Source organism: Pseudomonas bohemica (genome assembly GCF_002934685.1).
GTDB lineage: Bacteria > Pseudomonadota > Gammaproteobacteria > Pseudomonadales > Pseudomonadaceae > Aquipseudomonas > Aquipseudomonas bohemica.
On record NZ_NKHL01000117.1, the window covers coordinates 107,001 to 126,097 of the forward strand.

A 19,097-nucleotide genomic window follows, 5' to 3' on the forward strand; every position below is an offset into this window, starting at 1 on the left:
TACATTCGACGTATCTTTGCGCCTGAAACTCAGCCTTCGTGAGCAAGCTCACTCCCGCAGCTCGGCTGCTGGCCGAACATTTAGCCCTCCACCGCAACAGGCTTCATGCCGGTGCCTTCACCCCCAATCGCTTCCACATCGGCTTGGTAATGCGCTGGCTATTCTTATATCCCGCCCATGGATCGGCCTTTAACTTGCGCAGGCGTTTGAGCAGGTTGCCGATGTTCCACTGAGCCGAGGACTTGAGGCCGCTCAGTTCGTCGCGAGCGATGGGTACTGAAACCGGCAGGCCAGGCCGCGCGCGGGCTGAATAGGCGGCGACGGTGCTGGCGCCACGGGTGTTACGCAAGTAGTCGATGAAGATCTTGCCGACCCGGTTTTTTGGTCCGGATGTCGCGGTGAAGCGCTCTGGCAGTTGCTCGGTGATGAACTGCGCCAGGGCTTTGGCGAAGGCTTTCACGGTGTCCCAGTCCGCCTTGCGCGCCAGCGGCACGATGATGTGCATGCCTTTGCCGCCGCTGGTTTTGATATAGGCGTCCAGCCCCAGTTCGTCGAGCACCGCCAGGGTCATCTGCGTGGCTTCGATCATGCTGCGCCACGGCAGATTCGGATCCGGGTCGAGATCGAGGACGAAGTGGTCTGGCAGCTCAATCTGATCATAGGTCGAACCCCAGGTGTGCAGTTCGATAGTGCCCATCTGTGCCGCGCCGACCAGCGCCTGCACGCTGTCGATTTCCATCAGCCGCGCGTGGCCCGGGTCGAGTTCGGGATCGAGCTGCTTGATGTGGGGAATCGCCAGACGTTCAGAGTGTTTCTGGAAAAACTGCTCCCCTTCGACGCCTTCCGGACAACGCAACAGCGCAACAGCACGATGATCGAGGTGGGGCAGGATCCAGTCAGAGATCGACTCGTAGAAATGCGCCAGATCGACTTTATGCAGACCGCTCTGGGAATCGATCACTCGTTCGGGATGGCTGATCAATACCCCCGCCACGTCGACTTTGTCCTTGGCTGCTTTTTTGCTGGCAGGCTTGGGTTTTTCAGCCGGTGTATCGGCCTTTCTCGCGCTGGCCTTGGAGGCTTTGGGCTTGAACGGAGCTTTGATTTCGTTCGGGGTTCTTGGGTATTCATGGACCACTTCACTGGCCGGTTTGTCACTGCGCAGCGCGACAAACGCCGCATGGCGAATGATGCCTTCGCGGGTCCACTCGCCGAACTCCACTTCACCGACCAGTGTCGGCTTGATCCAGTGCACGCCGCGAGCCTGGGTGCTGGTAAGTTTTTTCCCAAGAGGCGATGCGTCCTGCTCCAGCGGCTTGAGCTGCTCGAACATCTCGCCGAGCATTTTCTGGTTGAAACCGGTGCCCACCCTACCGGCGTAGACCAACCCTGCGCCCTCCTCGTTCACCGCCAGCAGCAACGCGCCAAACCCACTGCGACTGCCTTGCGGTTTGGTGAAACCGACGATGACGAACTCCTGACGCAGCTTGCATTTGAGCTTGATCCAGTCCGGGCTGCGGCGAGATTGGTAAACGCTTCCGGCGCGTTTGCCGATCACGCCCTCGAGTGATAATAAGCAAGCGCTTTCGATGATGTCGCGATGGCTCGCCGAAAATGCATCGGAGAACCGCAACAGGCCCTTTCTCTGCCTGCCCAGCAGTTTCTTCAGGACCGCCCGCCGTTCTTCCACCGGCTTCTCGCGAATGTCCTCGCCATTGAGGAACGGCACATCGAACAGGTAATAAACGATGTCCTTGCTACGACCGATCTCGAAGGCATTCTGCAACGCCTGAAAGTCCGGCAGACCGGCGTCATTGAGCACCACCACTTCACCGTCGAGCCAGCCATCGCCCAGGTTCAGTTCGCTGATGGCCTTGGCTTGCAAGGGCAGACGGTCGGTCCAGTCATGGCCATTGCGGGTAATCAGGCGCACTTCGCCGTTGAGGATCCGGGTCAAGAGGCGGTAACCGTCAAACTTGATCTCATACAACCACTCGCCATCCGGCGCCGTGTCCATCAAGGTCGCCAGTTGCGGCGAGAGTTTTTCCGGCACTGCGGCCTTTTTTGCCGAGGTCTTGCTGGCAGGCTTTTTTTGCTCTTCAGGTGCAGAGGCCGTGGCTTTGCGTTTGCCGGTTTTGGCAGGAACTCGACCCTCGCCCACCGTTGCGCCACTGACCACGCTTTCCGGCTTGTCGGCGACAATGTCGTACTCATCTTCCGAACGTACGGCGTCGTCCTTTTCCTTGATCAGCAACCATTGTTCCTTGTCGCCACTGCCCTTCAGGTGTGTGCGCACCAAGGCCCAATCTCCGGTGAGTTTTTCGCCGATCAGTGTGAATTTGAGCTTGCCCGCCTTATAAGTGGCTTGCGGATCACCATGGGGTTGCCAAATGCCCCGATCCCAGACAATGACATCCCCGGCGCCGTACTGCCCCTCCGGAATGCTGCCCTCGAAGGTGCCGTAGCCTAGCGGATGATCTTCGACATGCACCGCCAGACGCTTGTTTTTCGGGTCCAGGCTCGGGCCCTTGGGTACCGCCCAGCTCTTCAGGGTGCCGTCCAGCTCAAGTCGAAAGTCGTAATGCAGATTGCGCGCATCATGCTTGTGAATCACGAAGCTCAGCGCCTTGTCCTTGCTGGTGCGCGCCCGGTTCGGGGTTTCAGCGGGCTCGGATGTGATGTCGAAATTGCGCTTGCGGGTGTACTCACTCACAGGTTTTGCCATGATCGATTCAACCTCTGCGCCTTCTTCTCAACGGAACGGCTCTGAACAAGGCGCGTTTTTTCAGGACGCCTTGGTCGTCTTTTTCCTTGCAGGAGCCCGCCGTTTGGTCGGAGCTGCATCATCAGCCGCTGCGGTTTTACTCTTGCTGGCAGATTTGGCCTTCACCGGTTCCTTGGTCGAACCGCCACGGCTACCCAGGCTGCGTTTGAGCAATTCAGTCAAATCGATGACATCAGCGGATTTGCGCTCGGTCTCGCCGGCGTCGGTTTCCACATCTTCGATTTTGCCTTCCCGGGCCTTGGTCTCGACCAGCGCCATGATCTGGTCCTGGAACGTGTCGCGATACTCTTCGTCGTCTGGCGACCACTCGGTGCTCATGTCCTTGACCAGCCGCTTGGCCATGTCCAGCTCGCTCTTGCTGAGCTTCACATCAGTGGCTTCCTTGGGCAGGTCCAGGCTGTCGATGCCACGGACCTCGGCAGGCCAGCGCAACAACACCAGGATGATCGCGGAATCCAGCGGCATCACCGCCGCCAAGTGCTGGCTGGTTCGGATCACCACGTGCGCCAGTGCGACCTTGCCGGTGTCCACCAGCGTCTGCCGTAACAGCGCATAGACTTTCTCGCCGCGCTTGTCGGGCGCGAGGAAGTAAGGCGTGTCGATGTTCTGCAGCGGAATCTGCGCACTGTCGACGAAACCGAAAATATCGATCGTCTGCGTGGACTTGGGATGGGCAGAGCGAATTTCCTCCTCGCTGATCACCACGTAGCGTCCCTTCTCGTACTGCACGCCCTTGACGATGTTTTCCTTGGTCATCTCCTTGCCGGTGACCTTGTTGATCCGCTTATAGCCGACCGGGTCCATGCTGCGCTTGTCCAGCCAGTCGAAGTCGACGCCCTGCTGCGAAGTCGCAGACACCAGCGCCACAGGAATATGCACCAGCCCGAAGCTGATCGCGCCCTTCCAGATTGCCCGAGCCATCACATTAATTCCCAAGGGGTGTGTGTAGCAGTGACCGGGGCGAGCGACTAAAAGTTTCGGCCGGATGACGGGTGCACTCGGTGACGAGCATTCAACCATTCCTTTCATGCATAACTCATATCGATTTGATAGCACTTCTTAACCCCACGGAAAGGCGTTAGCCTCGTCGCCATCCTATTTCCCGTGCCGTCGCAGAGCCGTCTGCCGATGCAGCACCGCACAGTCGAGTGACTCATGACTTCAATATCCCACGCCAATCCGGGTGCCACCATGACCAGGGGGCTGGCAATGCTGTTCGCGTTTTGCTGCGGCGCGATCGTTGCCAATATCTATTACGCGCAACCTATCATCGGCCTGATCGCCCCGGATATCGGGCTGTCGAGCACGCTGGCCGGTTTCATCGTGTCGCTGACGCAGATCGGGTACGCGTTTGGGTTGTTTTTTCTGGTGCCGCTGGGAGACTTGCTGGAAAACCGCCGGCTGATGATGGTGACCACGGCGGTGGCGATCCTGAGTCTGCTGAGCGCGGCATTCGCCCAGACGCCGAATCTGTTCCTGCTGGCATCGCTGCTGGTGGGGTTCAGTTCGGTGGCGGTGCAGATTCTCATTCCGCTGGCCGCGCATCTGGCGCCGGAGGAAACCCGCGGACGTGTAGTCGGTAGCATCATGGGTGGTTTGCTACTGGGTATTTTGCTGGCCCGGCCGGCGTCCAGTCTGATTGCCGACCACTTCGGCTGGCGCGCGGTGTTTGGCACGGCGGCGGTGTTGATGCTGCTGATCAGCGTTGTGCTGGCGACCACCATTCCCAGGCATCAACCGGCCCACAACGCCAGCTACGGTCAACTGCTGAAATCATTGTGGACTTTGCTGTCCAAACAACCCGTGCTGCGTCAGAGAGCGTTCTATCAGGCTTGCATGTTCGCCACCTTTAGCCTGTTCTGGACGGCTGTGCCGCTGGAGTTGGCGCGCAATCATGGTTTGTCGCAGAGCCAGATCGCGCTGTTTGCGCTGGTCGGCGCCATTGGCGCGGTTGCTGCGCCGATCGCCGGCAGGCTGGCCGACGCCGGTCATACCCGCATCGCCAGCCTGTGCGCAATGCTGTTCGCAGCATTGAGTTTCCTGCCGAGCCTGATCCAGCCCGCCTACGCTGTGATCGGCATGGCGGTGAACGGGGTGGTCCTGGATTTTTGTGTACAGATGAACATGGTGGTAGGCCAGCGTGCGGTTTACGCCCTGGATGCCAAGAGCCGCAGTCGCCTGAATGCACTGTACATGACCAGTATTTTCCTCGGCGGCGCCATCGGGTCGGTTATCGCCAGTGCCCTGTACGACCACAGCGGCTGGACCTGGATCGTGATCGCCGGCAGTGCCTTCCCACTATTGGCGTTGCTGGTGTTTTTGAAGCAGTCGAGGTCTGAGGCGCGGTCCTCCTGAACGCCGGATTAGCGCGACGGATACTGACCCTGGGAGTGAGCTTGCTCACGAATGCGTCAGTTCATCCATGCGAGATGTCTGCGCCTGACAGACAGTCTTCGTGAGCAAATTCACTCCCACAGGGTGTCCATGCGATACCCGCAAGGAGGCGGTAAACCGGCCACCTGTCCTTTTGGCCTCACCGAATCGCCGCAAAACCCCTCTCCAGGTCCTCGATCAACGCGTTGACGTCTTCCAGACCGATATGCAGACGCAGCAGCGGGTTGAGCGTCTTGTCGTCTGCGTTCTCGCGATCGCGAACGTTGGCGGCGATGACCAGGCTTTCGAAGCCGCCCCAGGATGCGCCAAGGCCGAACAGGTGCAGGGCATCGATGAATTGCTCCAGGTGTTTGGGATCGTTGTCGGCCAGTTCGAAGGTCAGCAGGCCGTTGCTGCCGTTGAAATCACGTTTCCATAATGCGTGATTCGGATGATCGGCCAGCGCCGGGTGGAATACGCGTTTGACCTGCGGGTGTTGCTGCAGCCAATGGGCGACTTGCAGGGCCTGGCGCTGGTGGACGTCCAGCCGGGTGGCAAGGGTTCGGGCGCCGCGCAGCACCAGATAAGCATCGTCCGGGCTGACGGTGCTACCGAAGGTGTCGGTCATCACTGCCAGCGGCTGCCACACCGATTCAGTGGTGCACACGCTACCCATCACCACATCGCTGTGACCGGACAGGTATTTGGTCAGGGCCATGATGGAAATATCCGCGCCCAGCGTCAGCGGGCGGTACTGGTAACCCGAGCCGTAGGTGTTGTCGACCGCCAACAGAATCCCCCGAGGCTTGCACAACGCGGCGATGGCCGGCAGGTCGGCCAGTTCGTACAGCAACGAACCGGGCACCTCGGCGTAGACCATTTTGGTGTTGATCTGCAGCTTGTCTTCCAACCCGCTGCCATCGGCGTTGAAGTAGCTGTATTGAATGCCGAACGGCTTGAGGAATTCCTCGGCCACCTGACGCACCGGGGAATACACCGCATCGGTAATCAGCACGTGATCGCCGGGGCGCAGGTACGCCAGAAACGTCTGCGCTACTGCTGCCAGGCCGGTGCCGAACAGACGTGTGCGGTAGCCGCCTTCCAGCTCGGTCACCAGATCTTCCAGCTCGAACGCCGTCGGATTACCACGCGCACCGTAGCTCAGTACACGCTCGGTATCGCGGCGTTTGCGGGCATCACGCATCTGGCCGAGGCTATCGAACAGCACCGTGCTCATGCGCGACACCGGCGGATTGACCCCGCGCACGCCACTGCCCTTCTCCCCGCGGGCGGCATGCACCAGACGCGTGCGCACCCGATTTTCATTGGCCTGACTGGCAAGCGGTTTAAGGCTGGCGATCTCCTGTTGTGTCATCTGCCCCAACAGGCCGATTTCCCACGCCAGGTACTGGCGGGCCGCGTCCTTGTTGCCGGAATGCCGGTCATGGGTGAAAAACAGAAAATCGATACACTGCTCGTTCGAGGGGTGGTTGGCGTCTGCACCGAGCGCAAATCCGGCGGCCTGCCATGCCTGGAAGTCCAGCCAACGCACCTGCTGACGCTGCGTTTCGGGCAATTCCCCTGCGGCAATCGCCGCGACGTGGGGATGATCGGCGACCAGCACGATCGGTTTGGCTTGGCCCGCCAGATCACCCGCCAGACGCGAACGAATCGACCAGCGCGACCCGGTGATATGCGCCTTGCGATAGGCCATGCTGCCGCGCAGATCGATCAGCGCAACGGCGTCGTCACGCAGCGAATCCGCAAGCTTTGCGGCGCTGATTTCCGGCAGCGTCGTTACACCGCAAGACGTGCTGACCGGCAACGCCAGGCCGCTGTGCAGGCCCCCATCCAACACATAGGCTTCGTGCCCCAACTGGCGCAACCAACTGGCGACCACGGGGGCACGCACGCCGTCGTTGTCGAACAGCACCAGCCGCGCCTGACGCACGCCGATGTAGAGGTCGGTGGATTGAATCAGTTGCCCGCCCGGTGTGTGCTGCGCGCCGGGCAGGCTGCCGAGGGCGAATTCTTCCGGAGTGCGCACATCGCACAGGAACAAACTGCGGGAAGCGTCGTTCGCCCAGGCGGCAACCCTTTGCGCATTGACGGTGTGTACGCCCGCACGCTGCGCCAAACGTTGCGCCGCCTCACGTCGTTCGGTCAGCGCCGCGCCAGACGAGACATCCGGATAACGTCGGCTGCTGCCATGTTCCAGCGGCAGATCGGCCAGGTACCAGCCCTGGGTGCCGTTCTCCAGCGCGTACACCGGGTTCTTCACACCCAGATCGATCAGGGTCTGCGCACCGATGATGCTACGGGTGCGACCAGCGCAGTTGATCACGATGGGCGTGGTCTCATCCGGCACCAGATCATTCAGGCGATAGCCCAGTTCGCCGTTGGGGCAGCACACGGAACCTGGGATGGTCATCTTGCGGTATTCGTCGAAAGGGCGGCCGTCGAGCAGCACCAGCGGCTCGCCTCTGGCCTGCCTTTCGGCCAGCTCGACAGCACTGATGTGCGGCGTGTGGCTGGCCTCTTCAACCAACTCACCAAAGGCCTTAGACGGCACGTGCACGCCGGCGAACAGCTGCAAGCCCGCTGTCTGCCAGCCGTCAGCGCCGCCTTCGAGCACATGAACGCGGGTGTAGCCCAGTTCACTCAGCCGTTGCGCGGCCTTGATCGAAACGTCGCCACCGGTCTGGTCGTAGATCACCAGGCGCACGCCCGGATTGGGCGCCAGACGACGGGCTTCCAGTTCCAGACGGCTGTAGGGCAGATTCACCCCGTGAAACAGATGCGCTTCGCCATACTGACCATGCTCGCGCACGTCGAACAGGGCAATTTCCTGCCCGTCGAACAGCCAGGTTTGCAGGTGTTGCGGGGTGACTTTTTGGCTCATGGATTTCTCGTGGTTCTGATGTGAAGCTCGATTCAATGGCTTGCGGGCGACCTGTGGGAGTGAGCTGGCTCACGAAGAGGTCGGTACGTTCAAAAGATTCTTTGTCTGTGAGCTTCAGTCTTCATGAGCAAGCTCACTCCCACAGCGCCAGGTGCAGATTTCGCGCAACGCGTTACAGGTTCATTGCAACGCCAACGACTTCTCGCCCGCCGCCACTTCCCTGCCCTTTTCATAGGCGCGTTGCACGGCCGGGCGGGCCTTGATGCGTTCGCGCCAGGCATGGATGTTCGGGTAGTTCGCCAGGTCCTGTCCCTGGCGCAGCGGCTGAATCCACGGGAAGATCGCCATGTCCGCAATCGAGTATTCACCCGCCACGAACGGCACTTCGCCCAGGCGTCTTTCCAGCACGCCATACAGTCGCGGGGCCTCGGCGCCGAGCAGGTCGAGGGCGAAAGGAATCGGCTCCGGCGCCTTCTCCTTGAACACCTGCAACTGGCTCAGGTATGGCGTGACATGCCCGACCTGCCAGAACAGCCACTCCTGCACCCGCTGACGTTCGACCGTGCCTTCGGGCGGCAAAAAGCGCCCTGCCTTGTTCGCCAGATAATTGAGGATAGCCCCGGATTCGAACAGGCTCAGGGGCCCGTTCAGCCCCTCGGGCGCATGATCGACGATCGCCGGAATCCGTCCGTTGGCGCTGATCGCCTGGAACCATTCCTGCTTTTGCTCGCCGGTGCGGATGTTGATCGGCAACACGCGGTATTCCTGCTCGAGTTCTTCCAGCAGGATGCCGACTTTCAGGCCGTTGCCCGTAGGCCAGTAGTAGAGGTCGATCATGCGTAAGCCTTGATGGAAGGGGCCATTTGCGAGGCGTTGTAGTTGAGGATTTTGCCTTCGGCATTGACGCCGTAGCGCCCGTTCAACGACTCCAGCGGGCGGCCGTAGAGATGGAAATGCAGGGTCGGGGTTTCGCCATCGACCTTGATGCCGTGCAGGTCTTCACCGAGGAAGCTGATCGAGGTGCCAGGCTGCACCACCACTTCTTTTTCCAGCGCAAGCCTGGCGAGCGTCGGGTCGCTGCCATCGTCGGTGCGCGCCCAGACGTAGTTGATCTCCTGGCCTTGCACGGCAACGATCACCGCCCAGGTTTCGTGGTTGTGCGGCAGCGTGCTTTTGCCAGGGAGCAGGGAGTTCATGTACAGCGTCGGGGTTTCGCCGTCGTCGTTCAGGCGATAACGAAACGCCGTGTCGCCCTCGCCGGGTACAGGCGCGGGGAAGGTGTCGAAATTGAACAGATCACGGCGCTCGGCCAGGCCTTCGAGCAGGCTGACGATCTCTTTCAGCGCCTCGCGGTCGACGCCGCGCTGGTGGATGGTGCGGATCTGCTGCAGGAAATCTTCGATCACTTGGCTGCGGTTTTCGATGCTCATCAGGTGCTCCTTTTATAAGTAGTCAGGGCTTGCAATCACTCATTGCCAATCAACGTCATCCTGTGGGATTGGGCTTGCTCACTCCCACAGGATGGCGAGTCCGACTGTCCAACCCTCGCGTCGAGCTCAAACCGACAAGCCGTAACGGCTGATATTGCTCAACAAATACGGGTCGCCGGCGGCTGCGGGACGGCGTCCGGCATCGCCCAGGGCATGACGCAGAAACGCCTGAGTACGCTCGCTCACCGGGCGCTGGAAAATCTGCTCGGCGCTGCCGTGTTCGACGATCAGGCCGTTTTCGGTGAAATACACCACGTCGCTGATGTCCTCGGCGAAGCGCATTTCGTGGGTGACCAGCACGCAGGTCATGCCCTCTTCGGTCAGCTCGCGAATCACTGTCAGCACCTCGCCCACAGTTTCCGGGTCAAGGGCCGAAGTCACTTCGTCAAACAGAATCAGCTCAGGACGCATCGCTAACGCACGGGCAATCGCCACACGCTGCTGCTGACCACCGGACAACTGGCCCGGATAAGCATCGGCCTTGTGCTCCATACGCACCTTGGCCAGCAGCGCCCGAGCTTCCTGTTCGGCCTGCGCCGAATTCCGGCCGAGGACTTTGCGTGGGGCGATCACCAGATTTTCCAGTACCGACAGATGCGGGAACAGGTTGTACTGCTGGAACACGAAGCCGACGCGCTTGCGCAGTTCGATGCGCTGAGCCTCGCTTTTGAGCTTGTGCACCTCGGTCTCGCCCACGCGAATGTTGCCGCGCTGAGGCTGCAACAGCCCGGTGATGCAACGCAGGATGGTCGACTTGCCCGACCCGGAAGGGCCGATGATCGACACCGCCTGCCCGCGTTGCACATCAAGGTCGATGCCCCTGAGCACGCGGTTGCTGCCGAACGACAGATGAATGTCGCGCAGGCTGATCAGGGGTTGTTCGGCGCGCGTTTCAGGAGAAGGCATAACGTCGCTCCAAAAATTGAGTGATTCGGGAAATCGGATAGCAATAGGCGAAGAACAACGCCAACACGCTGAAGTAAATCAGCACCGTGAAACCGGTCAGGTTGACCGTATTGCTGGCGATTTGCGCGGTGTCGATCAGGTCATGTACGCCCACCAGCGAGGCCAGCGCGGTGCCCATGGTGATGACCGCGTAGAGGTTCATCCACGGCGGCAACATGCGTTTGAAGCACTGCGGCAGGATGATCGATCGGAAGATCTGCCCGCGGGTGAAAGCCAGCGAACGCGAGGCTTCCCACTGAGTGCTGGGGATCGAACCGATGGCCCCACGAAAGATTTCCGCGACGTTGGCGCTGGCGGGCAATGCCAGGCCAATGGTGACTTTCACCCAGTCTGGAAAAGCGATCCAGGACTTGCCGATATGCAGTTCGAACGGAAATACATAAGTGGTGAAGTAGATCAGCACCAGCCACGGCGCGTTGCGAAACACCTGCACCCAGATGCGCGCCGGCAGACGAGTGATCCACAACGGCGAGACCGCCAGCGCACCGATCAGCAGTCCGAGCAACGAGCCAATCGCGATGGCCAGCAGGCTGATCAGAATGTTCTGCCCAAACCCTACCGCCAGGGCGGGCGACCATTCATACAGGGCCGCGAACACGGGGCTTTTCGGGGCGCCAAAGATCAGCAACAGCGCAAGAGCCGCCAGCAAAACCAGCTTGCCCGGATGCCGCCGGGGCCAGGACAGTGGCAGGCTGGCGGACGAATCAATGGCCATAACCGGGCATCCTCAGTTTTGCTTCGAGGGCACGGCCCACGCAGTTGACGACAAAACTGAGCAGGCCGAAAAACGCCAGCAGCACAATCATCAGCTCCAGCACGTTATCGCTCTGGGTCCAGATCATGATCGAGGCGTAGGTGATGTCGCCCACTGCAATCGCCGAAGCCACGGCGGTCATCTTCACCAGATCGATCAGGTTGTTGATCAGCGACGGCAGCGCGAAACGCATGGCCAGCGGCAGTTGCACATTCCACAGCAACTGACGGCTGCTGAAGGCCAGCGAACTGGCGGCTTCCAGGGTCACAACAGGCACTGCTTCGATACCTGCACGCAAGGCTTCGGCATGAAACGCGCCCTTGTGCAGCGAGATCACGATCACCACCCAGGCGAACGGTGTCAGCGGATTCGCCGTGCCAACGGCCTGGGTCAGCAGCATGTTCAACACCAGGAACGCGCAATAAAGCTGCACCAGCGTCGGTGTGTTGCGCGTGACCTCGATGAACACTCGCGCAGGCTTGGCCAGATACGCCTTGCCACTGGTCAGCATCGCCGCCAGCGCTACACCGGCCAGCAGGCTGCCGATGATGGTAAACAGGCACAGCAGGATCGTGGTCAGCGCGCCGTTGACCATCGAACCCCGTTGGTAGGCATCCAGCAGAAAGCTGTAGTTCAGCCCGAACTTCGCGGTCCACTGTACGAACCATTCCAGCCAGTGACTCATGCCAGCGCCTCGACCCGCAGCTGTGCGCAGGCGTCGGCAATGCGGCGTCCGGCCTCGATCACGCTGCTGGTGGCGGTGGCGATGGACAGGCGAAACCACGGCGACAGTCCGTAAGCGCTGCCTGCCACACCCGCCACGCCCTGATCCAGCAGATAGTCCACCACGTCACCGTCATCATTGAGACGCTGGCCATCAGGACGAACGCGTCCCAACAACCCGGCGCAGCGCACGAAGACGAAGAAACCGCCTCGGGGGGTGAGCACGTCCAGGCCGTTTACCTCACTCAATGCCGCGACCAGTAGATCGCGACGTTGCTGATAGGCCTGTACCTGTTCCGGCAGAAAATCCAGACCACCTTCGAACGCCGCCAGCGCTGCGGCCTGGCCAACCGATGACGCGCCGGACGTCGATTGCGATTGCATGACGGTCATCGCGCTGGTCAGTTCCTGAGGGCCTGCGCCGAAACCGATGCGCCAGCCGGTCATGGCGTAGGTCTTGGAAACGCCGCCCACCAGCAACGCGCGGGATTGCAGATCCGGTGCCACGTTGAGCAGGCTCAGCGGCGGATTGCCGTCGAAACGAATGTGTTCGTACAGCTCGTCCAGCAGCACCAGCACCTGAGGATGGCGACGCAACACTTCGGCCAACGCCAACAGTTCCGCTTCGCTGTACACCGCGCCGCTGGGGTTGCCGGGGCCGTTGAGGATCAGCCAGCGGGTGCGTTCGTTGATATGTTTTTGCAGTTGGCTCGAGGTCAGCTTGCAGCCTTGCTCCAGGCCGCACTCGATGAACACCGGTTCACCGCCGTTGACTCGCACGATGTCCGGAAACGACGGCCAGTAAGGCACCGGCACCAGCACTTCGTCACCTTCATCCAGGGTCGAGGCGAAGGCGTTGAAGATGATCTGCTTGGCGCCGTTGCCGACGACGATCGACGCCAGTGAATAGTCGAGCCGATTTTCCCGCTGCAATTTGCGCTGGATCGCTTCACGCAATTTTTTCACCCCAGGCGTCGGCGTGTATTTGGTCGCGCCGCCGTCGATGGCTTTATAGGCCGCTTGCTTGATGTGCTCGGGAGTATCGAAATCCGGCTCGCCGGTGGTCAGGTCGAGGATGTCGCGACCGGCTTCACGCAGGGCCGTGGCCTGGGATTTGGCAGCGGCGTTGGCGGACAGGGAAACGCGTTGGATGCGCTTGGACAGACGAATGCTCATGGGGCGGTGCTCCGGCTTTCGACGCTCGCCAGGACCTTGCCTGGATTGAGCAGATTGAGAGGGTCCAGCGCCTGTTTCACGCGGCGCATGAGGTCCAGTTCGACAGCGCTCTTGTAGCGCGGCAGCATCGCCCGCTTGCGCTGACCGATGCCGTGCTCGGCGCTGATCGAACCGCCGAATGCATGGGCGCTGTCATGCACCAGTTCGCTGAGTTCGGCGTAACGCGCCATGTGCGCCTCGACCGTCGAATTCAGCGGATGGGCGACGTTGTAATGCAGGTTGCCGTCGCCCAGATGGCCGAAGGTGAAATTGCGTACGCCGGGAAAGTGCTGCTGCAGCAAGGCGTCGGTGTGCTCGACGAATTCGACGATGCGCGAGATCGGAATCGAGATGTCGTGCTTCATGTTGCGACCGGCACGCTTCTGCGCATCACTCATGTTCTCGCGCAGCAGCCACAGCGCTTCGCTCTGGGCCAGGCTTTCGGCGATCAGCGCGTCGCCCAGCAGACCCTCCTCGAAAGCGCTGCCCAGAACGTCTTCGAACGCCTGACGCGCGTGGGCGTCGCTGTGGTTATCCGACAGTTCGAGCAACGCGAACCAGGGTTGTGGCGCATCGGCAAACGGCTGCGGCCCTTCTGGGAACTGCTCGCGCAGCAAAGCAAGGCAATCGGCGGTCAGCAACTCGAAGGCCGTGAGGCTTGCGCCAAAACCGGCGCGGGCGTGGGACAGGAAACGCACTGCCTGGGCCAGCGAATCAAAGGCTAGAAAGGCGGTGCTCTGGGCTTTTGGCAGCGGGAACAGCTTCAAGGTCGCGGCGGTGATGATCCCCAGCGTGCCTTCGCTGCCGATGTACAGGTCACGCAGGTCGTAGCCGGTGTTGTCCTTGCGCAGGCCGCGCAGGCCATTCCAGATTTCGCCCTCGGCGGTGACCACTTCCAGGCCCAGGGTCAGCTCGCGGATGTTGCCGTAACGTAGCACCGCGGTGCCCCCGGCATTGGTGCCCAGATTGCCGCCGATGGTGCAACTGCCCTCCGCACCCAGGCTCAGCGGGAACAGGCGCCCCGCCTCGCGGGCGATGTCTTGCACGCTCTGCAGGATGCAGCCGGCCTCGACGGTCAGGGTGTCGTTGTCGGTGTCGATCTGACGCACGCGATTCAGGCGATCCAGGATCAGCAGCACCGAACGGCCACTGGCGTCCGGCGTGGCTGCGCCCATCAACCCGGTGTTCCCACCCTGCACCACGATCGGCGCCCTGTGCGCGACGCAGGCCCGCACCACCGCCGCAACCTCTTCGGTATTGGCCGGCCGCACCACTGCCAGCGCCTTGCCGACGTAGGTGCCCTGCTTGTCGGTCAGTTGCGTGATGGACTCGACACCCGGCAACACATGGTTAGCGCCAAGCAAGCGTTGCAAGGTCTGAAACAGATCGCTGCTCATCGCACGCCTCCGTTATTGAGCAGCAAGGGGCGGCGCATTGCGGAACTGCTCGTGCATGTCACGCAACGCTTGTGAAGGCGCCATGCCCGTACGCTCGCCGACTTCGATCAGCCAGCCGCTGCGATGCCAGTCGCGAATGATTGCGTCGATTTTCGCCTGGGTGTCGTGCTCGCCCTTGCGCACCCAGATCACCGATTTCGACGGGATCAGGTCGCTGGGCAGCGGGATGTTGTAGTCGGCCCATTCCGGCTCATCGAGCAGCGCATGCATGGTAGGGCTGACGTGAACCGCTGCCACGCAGCCGTTGCCACGCAGGGACAGCAGTGACTCGGACTGACTGCGGAAGGCCTTGATTTCGGCGCCGTAGGTTTCCTGCAGCGGCTTGATGAAGTTACTGCCCTGGGACACGCAAACCGGCTTGCCCTTGAGGTCCTCCCACTTGCTGATACCCGCGCCCTTGCGGATCAGCGCAGCGCCGCCGACCTCTTCATACGGGGTCGGCGCGTAATCGAGAATCCCGGCGCGCTCGTCGGTGTACTGCATGTTGGCGATCAGGATGTCGACCTTGCCCTGTTGCAGGAACTGTACGCGATTGGGCGCCAGCACCGACACGGTCTCCAGATCCACGCCCAGTTTCTGCGCGATGCCCTTGGCCAGCTCAACGTTGTAGCCCAGATGTTCGCCGGTCTTGGGGTCGATGGTGCCGAACGGCGGACCGCTGAGGATCACGCCGATGCTGATCTTGTGGCGCTGTTGAATCTTGTCCAGCGTGGCGTCGGCGTGGGCCAGGGTCGCGCCCATGGCAAGACCGATCGAAATGCCAATCGCGGAAAGGGTCTTGCCGAAGGAAAAACTGCTCATGAACGATTGCCTTGTAAGGTGCCTGGAAGGGGAAAATGACTTACGCGCCGGTGGCCTGGAATTTGTCGTGCAGCTCCACCAGCGCTGGCGATGCCGGGGTGATGTGGTGGCGTTTTTCGCCCTCGATCAGCCAGCCGGTGCGGTGCCAGCCCTTGACGATGGTGTCGAGTCGGGCCTGGGTGTCAGTCTCGCCGGGGCGGGTCCAGATCACCGATGGCGCGGGATTGAGTTCGGGGGTGATCGCGCGGTAGTCCTTCCATTCGGCGCTGTCGGCGATCAGCGGGTTGATCAGCGTGGCGTCGTGTACGGCGGCGACACAGTTGTTGCCGCGCAAGGCCAGCAGGGATTCGGACGAACTCTTGAAGGCTTTGAGTTCAGCGCCGAACTCGGTCAGCGGCTTGACGTAGCTGCTGCCCTGGGAGGTGCAGACTGGCTGGCCCTTGAGGTCCTCCCAGCGGGTGATCTTGCTGTCCTTGAGCACGGCCGCCGTACCACCCACGCGATAGAACGGCGTCGGCACGAAACCCAGTTGCTGGCCGCGTTCCGCCGTCCACTCCATATTGGCGATCAACAGATCGACCTTGCCCTGTTGCAGGAATTGCACGCGGTTGGCGGGCAATACGGGGACCAGCTCGACCTCGGCACCCAGCTGCCGACCGATGTCTTCGGCCATATCCACGTTCAGGCCCTTGGGTTTCTGATTGCTCGGGTCGATGGAACCGAAAGGCCCGCCGGACAGCAACACGCCGACCACCAGCCGGTGCCGCTCCGCGATCTTGTCCAGCGTGGCATCAGCCTGGGCAGCGAAGCTGGCGCCGAGGGCGACCGCAGCCCCCATCAGCAACGGTAGAAAACGGGCAACGGGCGAGCGTGTATACGGCATGGACTTCCCCTGGAATGATCATCGGCTCGGCACTTGTGACGTCGTCGCGTCAGCGCCTTGTAATGACCCGCATCCTAGGGAGGGAAATGAGACAACGGAAATGCAAATATCAAATATGGTTATAACTTTATGGTTTCATGCTTTAAGAAAAATCAGCATAAGCGCGTATTTGTTGAGCCTGACCGCAACGTTTGAAAAACGAGCTTTTATAAATCATAAAAATACGTAATGTATTACTCACTCCATTTGATGTAACACGATTCCTTAGGAGCAGGCTTGCCCGCGACGGGGTTGTGTCAGCGCCTGTGCTGCTGAATGTGCAAATGCGTTCGCGGGCAAGCGCGCTCCTACGGTGAATTGCACTTCGACCCGACTGCTGAGTAAGCCCTATGTCCACCACCCTCGACCTCGAACTGCTGCGCACCTTTGTCGCCGTTGTCGATTATCACACCTTCGCCGGTGCCGGCGCGCAGTTGTCGCGCACGCAATCGTCGGTGACTCAGCACATGCAGCGCCTGGAACAGCAGATCGGCGTCAGCCTGTTTCAGAAACAGGGCCGCCAGAAGCAACTCACCGAGCCCGGCCGCCAGCTCTTGCGTCACGCCCGGCAGATGCTGTCGCTCAATGACGACGCGCTCAATTCACTCAGGGAAAGCAGCCTCAGCGGCGTGCTGCGCATCGGTTCGCCACACGACATCGCCGACACTATCCTGCCGCCGATCCTCAGCCACATCGCTCGTTCTGCACCGAAGCTGCGGCTGGAAATCGACGTCGGGCGCAGCCCGTTTCTGATGGACGACCTGCATCGCGGCAAGGTCGATATGGTGATTTCCACGCGTGAGGATCCGAACCTGGAGGGCTTCGCGCTGCGCACCTCGCCGGTGTGGTGGATCTGTTCGGCGCAGTATCAGCACGTGCCAACCGAGCCGATCCCGCTGATTCTGGTGGACGAGCCGAGTATTTATCGCCGCTATGCCCTCGAGGCGCTGGAGCGGGCGAACATTGCCTGGCGCCAGGCCTATCTGGCGTCGAACCTGATCGGCATCAAGGCCGCGACCCGTGCAGGCCTGGGCGTGACGGCGCGCAGCATGGAAATGCTCGGGCCGGACATGCGCGTGCTGGGCGAAGCCGATGGCCTGCCGCGGATGCCTGATGTGACCTATCACCTGTGGATTCGGCCGAACACGGTCAACCCCCTGGCGCGCCGGGCGTATGAGTTGATTCGGGGGAGTCAGGGGTTGTGATGAGTCGCATGATTGATGGACTGAACGCAGATCGACTGTGGGAGAGCTTGCTCACGAAGGCTGATTTCCAGACACCACATCTGCTGTGGATGTGCTGACCCCTTCGTGAGCAAGCTCACTCCCACAGTGTTTGCGCCAGGTCTGGGTGATCGGTGATGTCCGTAAGATCGGCCCTGCCGGTCAGCCGGATTGCTCACGAAGGCTGATTTCCAGACACCACGTCAGCTGTGGATGTGCTGCCCCCTTCGTGAGCAAGCTCACTCCCACAGTGTTTGCGCCAGGTCTGGGAGATCGGTGACGTCCGTAAGATCCCCACTGCCGGTCAGCCGGATGGCTACGGACAGTCGTCAGTGAGAGTGAGCTTGCTCACGAAGGCTGACTTCCAGACACCACGTCTGCTGTGGATGTGCTGCCCCTTTCGTGAGCAAGCTCACTCCCACAGTGTTTGCGCCAGGTCTGGGTGATCGGTGTTGTCCGTAAGATCGGTCCTGCCGGTCAGCCGGATTGCTACGGAATCGTCAGTGGGAGTGAGCTTGCTCACGAAGGCTGATTTCCAGACATCACATCTGCTGTGGATGTGCTGACCCCTTCGTGAGCAAGTTCACTCCCACAGTGTTTGCGCCAGATCTGGGTGATCGGTGTTGTCCGTAAGATCGGCCCTGCCGCTCAGCCGGATGGCTACGGAATCGTCAGTGCGGCGCCAGCACACTCTCAATCCACGCTTTCAGATCCGCCACTTCCGCCGAGGTGATGGTATGCCCTGCCCCCGCGTAGGAATGAAACTCCGGCGTGACCAGCAGCGTTTCCAAAACCCTCTGCGCCTCGGTGGCACCCGAGAACGGCACGCGGTTGTCTGCCGAGCCATGACCAATGAACACCTTCAGCGCTTGCAGCCGATCATCCGGCTTCAACCGCCCCTTGAGCGCCGCAAGAATCTTGCCGCTCAGCGGCGCGATGCCTCGCACCAATTCAGGATGCTGCAGGCCGATCTGATAACTCATCATCGCGCCCTGGCTGAAGCCCACCAGAATCACCTTGTCGGGCTGCGTAGCGTATTTTTCAGTGGCTTGCTCGATGAAGGTTCTGAGCAGGTCGGTGCTTTTATCCACATCGCGGGTCACGCCTTCGTATTCCGCCTGATCAGTGTCCTGGGTGAACCACTTGTAGCCACCGCCATCGACTTCCCCGGGCGCACGTACCGACAGATAGGTGTAATCCGGCGACAGCTCGCCCTTGATGCCTAACAGGTCGCGCTCATCGCTGCCGTAGCCGTGCAGGAAGATGATCAGGGGTTTGTCTTTGGAATCTGCGGGGGCCGCAGCGATATACGGCAAGGCCAGATCCGTGAGCAGTGCAGGTTCGGCGTGGGCGAAACCTGTGAACACACAGAGCAGCGCGGCGAAAAACTTCATCATGGAGAACGGGCCCTTTCAGAAAAACGTCGGGCCCATCATACGCAGCATGTTTCGGATGTCAGCCCTTCATCGATCGGGGGATGCTGTCG

Annotated in this window: 15 protein-coding genes; 2 read left to right on the forward strand and 13 right to left on the reverse strand. The window is 61.0% G+C overall.

Features of this window, described 5'->3' with window-relative positions:
• Window positions 1-103: 103 nt before the first annotated feature.
• Both ligD and ku read right to left on the reverse strand, forming a co-directional pair.
• Window positions 104-2,725, reverse strand: coding sequence for a DNA ligase D (gene ligD / locus CE491_RS22290; protein WP_110950507.1), 2,622 nt, complete (start codon window positions 2,723-2,725; stop codon window positions 104-106).
• A 60-nt stretch (window positions 2,726-2,785) separates the two neighbouring features.
• Window positions 2,786-3,706 (reverse strand): non-homologous end joining protein Ku, encoded by a 921-nt coding sequence (gene ku, locus CE491_RS22295; protein WP_110950508.1) that lies wholly within the window; start codon window positions 3,704-3,706, stop codon window positions 2,786-2,788.
• Between the two features lie 234 nt (window positions 3,707-3,940).
• Here ku and CE491_RS22300 point away from each other — a divergent pair, with 234 nt between their 5' ends.
• Window positions 3,941-5,140, forward strand: a complete 1,200-nt coding sequence (locus CE491_RS22300; RefSeq protein ID WP_110950509.1) for an MFS transporter — start codon at window positions 3,941-3,943, stop codon at window positions 5,138-5,140.
• 178 nt (window positions 5,141-5,318) lie between these two features.
• Here CE491_RS22300 and metC read toward each other — a convergent pair whose 3' ends face one another.
• The 10 genes from metC to CE491_RS22350 form a co-directional block, all read right to left on the reverse strand.
• Complete coding sequence (metC, locus tag CE491_RS22305) at window positions 5,319-8,060, reverse strand: cystathionine beta-lyase (protein ID WP_110950510.1); 2,742 nt, start codon at window positions 8,058-8,060, stop codon at window positions 5,319-5,321.
• Window positions 8,061-8,240: 180 nt separating this feature from the next.
• On the reverse strand, window positions 8,241-8,897 hold the full coding sequence (locus tag CE491_RS22310) for a glutathione S-transferase family protein (protein ID WP_110950511.1): 657 nt from the start codon (window positions 8,895-8,897) through the stop codon (window positions 8,241-8,243).
• A complete protein-coding gene (locus CE491_RS22315; RefSeq protein WP_110950512.1) occupies window positions 8,894-9,490 on the reverse strand; it encodes a cysteine dioxygenase family protein in 597 nt (198 codons plus the stop codon). The genes CE491_RS22310 and CE491_RS22315 overlap by 4 nt, the downstream gene beginning before the upstream one ends.
• A 126-nt stretch (window positions 9,491-9,616) precedes the next feature.
• On the reverse strand, window positions 9,617-10,456 hold the full coding sequence (locus CE491_RS22320; protein ID WP_110950513.1) for an amino acid ABC transporter ATP-binding protein: 840 nt from the start codon (window positions 10,454-10,456) through the stop codon (window positions 9,617-9,619).
• On the reverse strand, window positions 10,443-11,231 hold the full coding sequence (locus CE491_RS22325; RefSeq protein ID WP_110950514.1) for an amino acid ABC transporter permease: 789 nt from the start codon (window positions 11,229-11,231) through the stop codon (window positions 10,443-10,445). The genes CE491_RS22320 and CE491_RS22325 overlap by 14 nt, the downstream gene beginning before the upstream one ends.
• A complete protein-coding gene (locus CE491_RS22330) occupies window positions 11,221-11,955 on the reverse strand; it encodes an amino acid ABC transporter permease (RefSeq protein WP_110950515.1) in 735 nt (244 codons plus the stop codon). The genes CE491_RS22325 and CE491_RS22330 overlap by 11 nt, the downstream gene beginning before the upstream one ends.
• On the reverse strand, window positions 11,952-13,169 hold the full coding sequence (locus tag CE491_RS22335; protein ID WP_110950516.1) for an aminotransferase class I/II-fold pyridoxal phosphate-dependent enzyme: 1,218 nt from the start codon (window positions 13,167-13,169) through the stop codon (window positions 11,952-11,954). Before CE491_RS22335 ends, CE491_RS22330 begins: the two co-directional genes overlap by 4 nt.
• Window positions 13,166-14,605: an FAD-binding oxidoreductase gene (locus CE491_RS22340; RefSeq protein WP_110950517.1), complete on the reverse strand. Its 1,440-nt coding sequence runs from the start codon at window positions 14,603-14,605 to the stop codon at window positions 13,166-13,168. The genes CE491_RS22335 and CE491_RS22340 overlap by 4 nt, the downstream gene beginning before the upstream one ends.
• A gap of 12 nt (window positions 14,606-14,617) precedes the next feature.
• Window positions 14,618-15,466 (reverse strand): transporter substrate-binding domain-containing protein, encoded by an 849-nt coding sequence (locus tag CE491_RS22345; RefSeq protein ID WP_110950518.1) that lies wholly within the window; start codon window positions 15,464-15,466, stop codon window positions 14,618-14,620.
• Between the two features lie 40 nt (window positions 15,467-15,506).
• Window positions 15,507-16,349 carry a transporter substrate-binding domain-containing protein gene (locus CE491_RS22350; RefSeq protein ID WP_110950519.1) on the reverse strand — a complete coding sequence of 281 codons (843 nt, stop codon included), beginning with the start codon at window positions 16,347-16,349 and terminating at the stop codon, window positions 15,507-15,509.
• 389 nt (window positions 16,350-16,738) lie between these two features.
• Here CE491_RS22350 and CE491_RS22355 point away from each other — a divergent pair, with 389 nt between their 5' ends.
• On the forward strand, window positions 16,739-17,593 hold the full coding sequence (locus tag CE491_RS22355) for a LysR substrate-binding domain-containing protein (RefSeq protein WP_110950520.1): 855 nt from the start codon (window positions 16,739-16,741) through the stop codon (window positions 17,591-17,593).
• 689 nt (window positions 17,594-18,282) lie between these two features.
• Here CE491_RS22355 and CE491_RS22360 read toward each other — a convergent pair.
• Entirely contained in the window at window positions 18,283-19,008 is a 726-nt protein-coding gene (locus tag CE491_RS22360; protein WP_110950521.1) for an alpha/beta hydrolase, read from the reverse strand.
• Window positions 19,009-19,097: the final 89 nt, after the last annotated feature.

Coding starts and splice junctions, on each gene's coding strand:
- ligD (WP_110950507.1), bottom strand. CDS start 2,725: ATGGCAAAACCTGTGAGTGAGTACACCCGCAAGCGCAATTTCGACATC.
- ku (WP_110950508.1), bottom strand. CDS start 3,706: ATGGCTCGGGCAATCTGGAAGGGCGCGATCAGCTTCGGGCTGGTGCAT.
- CE491_RS22300 (WP_110950509.1), top strand. CDS start 3,941: ATGACTTCAATATCCCACGCCAATCCGGGTGCCACCATGACCAGGGGG.
- metC (WP_110950510.1), bottom strand. CDS start 8,060: ATGAGCCAAAAAGTCACCCCGCAACACCTGCAAACCTGGCTGTTCGAC.
- CE491_RS22310 (WP_110950511.1), bottom strand. CDS start 8,897: ATGATCGACCTCTACTACTGGCCTACGGGCAACGGCCTGAAAGTCGGC.
- CE491_RS22315 (WP_110950512.1), bottom strand. CDS start 9,490: ATGAGCATCGAAAACCGCAGCCAAGTGATCGAAGATTTCCTGCAGCAG.
- CE491_RS22320 (WP_110950513.1), bottom strand. CDS start 10,456: ATGCCTTCTCCTGAAACGCGCGCCGAACAACCCCTGATCAGCCTGCGC.
- CE491_RS22325 (WP_110950514.1), bottom strand. CDS start 11,231: ATGGCCATTGATTCGTCCGCCAGCCTGCCACTGTCCTGGCCCCGGCGG.
- CE491_RS22330 (WP_110950515.1), bottom strand. CDS start 11,955: ATGAGTCACTGGCTGGAATGGTTCGTACAGTGGACCGCGAAGTTCGGG.
- CE491_RS22335 (WP_110950516.1), bottom strand. CDS start 13,169: ATGAGCATTCGTCTGTCCAAGCGCATCCAACGCGTTTCCCTGTCCGCC.
- CE491_RS22340 (WP_110950517.1), bottom strand. CDS start 14,605: ATGAGCAGCGATCTGTTTCAGACCTTGCAACGCTTGCTTGGCGCTAAC.
- CE491_RS22345 (WP_110950518.1), bottom strand. CDS start 15,466: ATGAGCAGTTTTTCCTTCGGCAAGACCCTTTCCGCGATTGGCATTTCG.
- CE491_RS22350 (WP_110950519.1), bottom strand. CDS start 16,349: ATGCCGTATACACGCTCGCCCGTTGCCCGTTTTCTACCGTTGCTGATG.
- CE491_RS22355 (WP_110950520.1), top strand. CDS start 16,739: ATGTCCACCACCCTCGACCTCGAACTGCTGCGCACCTTTGTCGCCGTT.
- CE491_RS22360 (WP_110950521.1), bottom strand. CDS start 19,008: ATGATGAAGTTTTTCGCCGCGCTGCTCTGTGTGTTCACAGGTTTCGCC.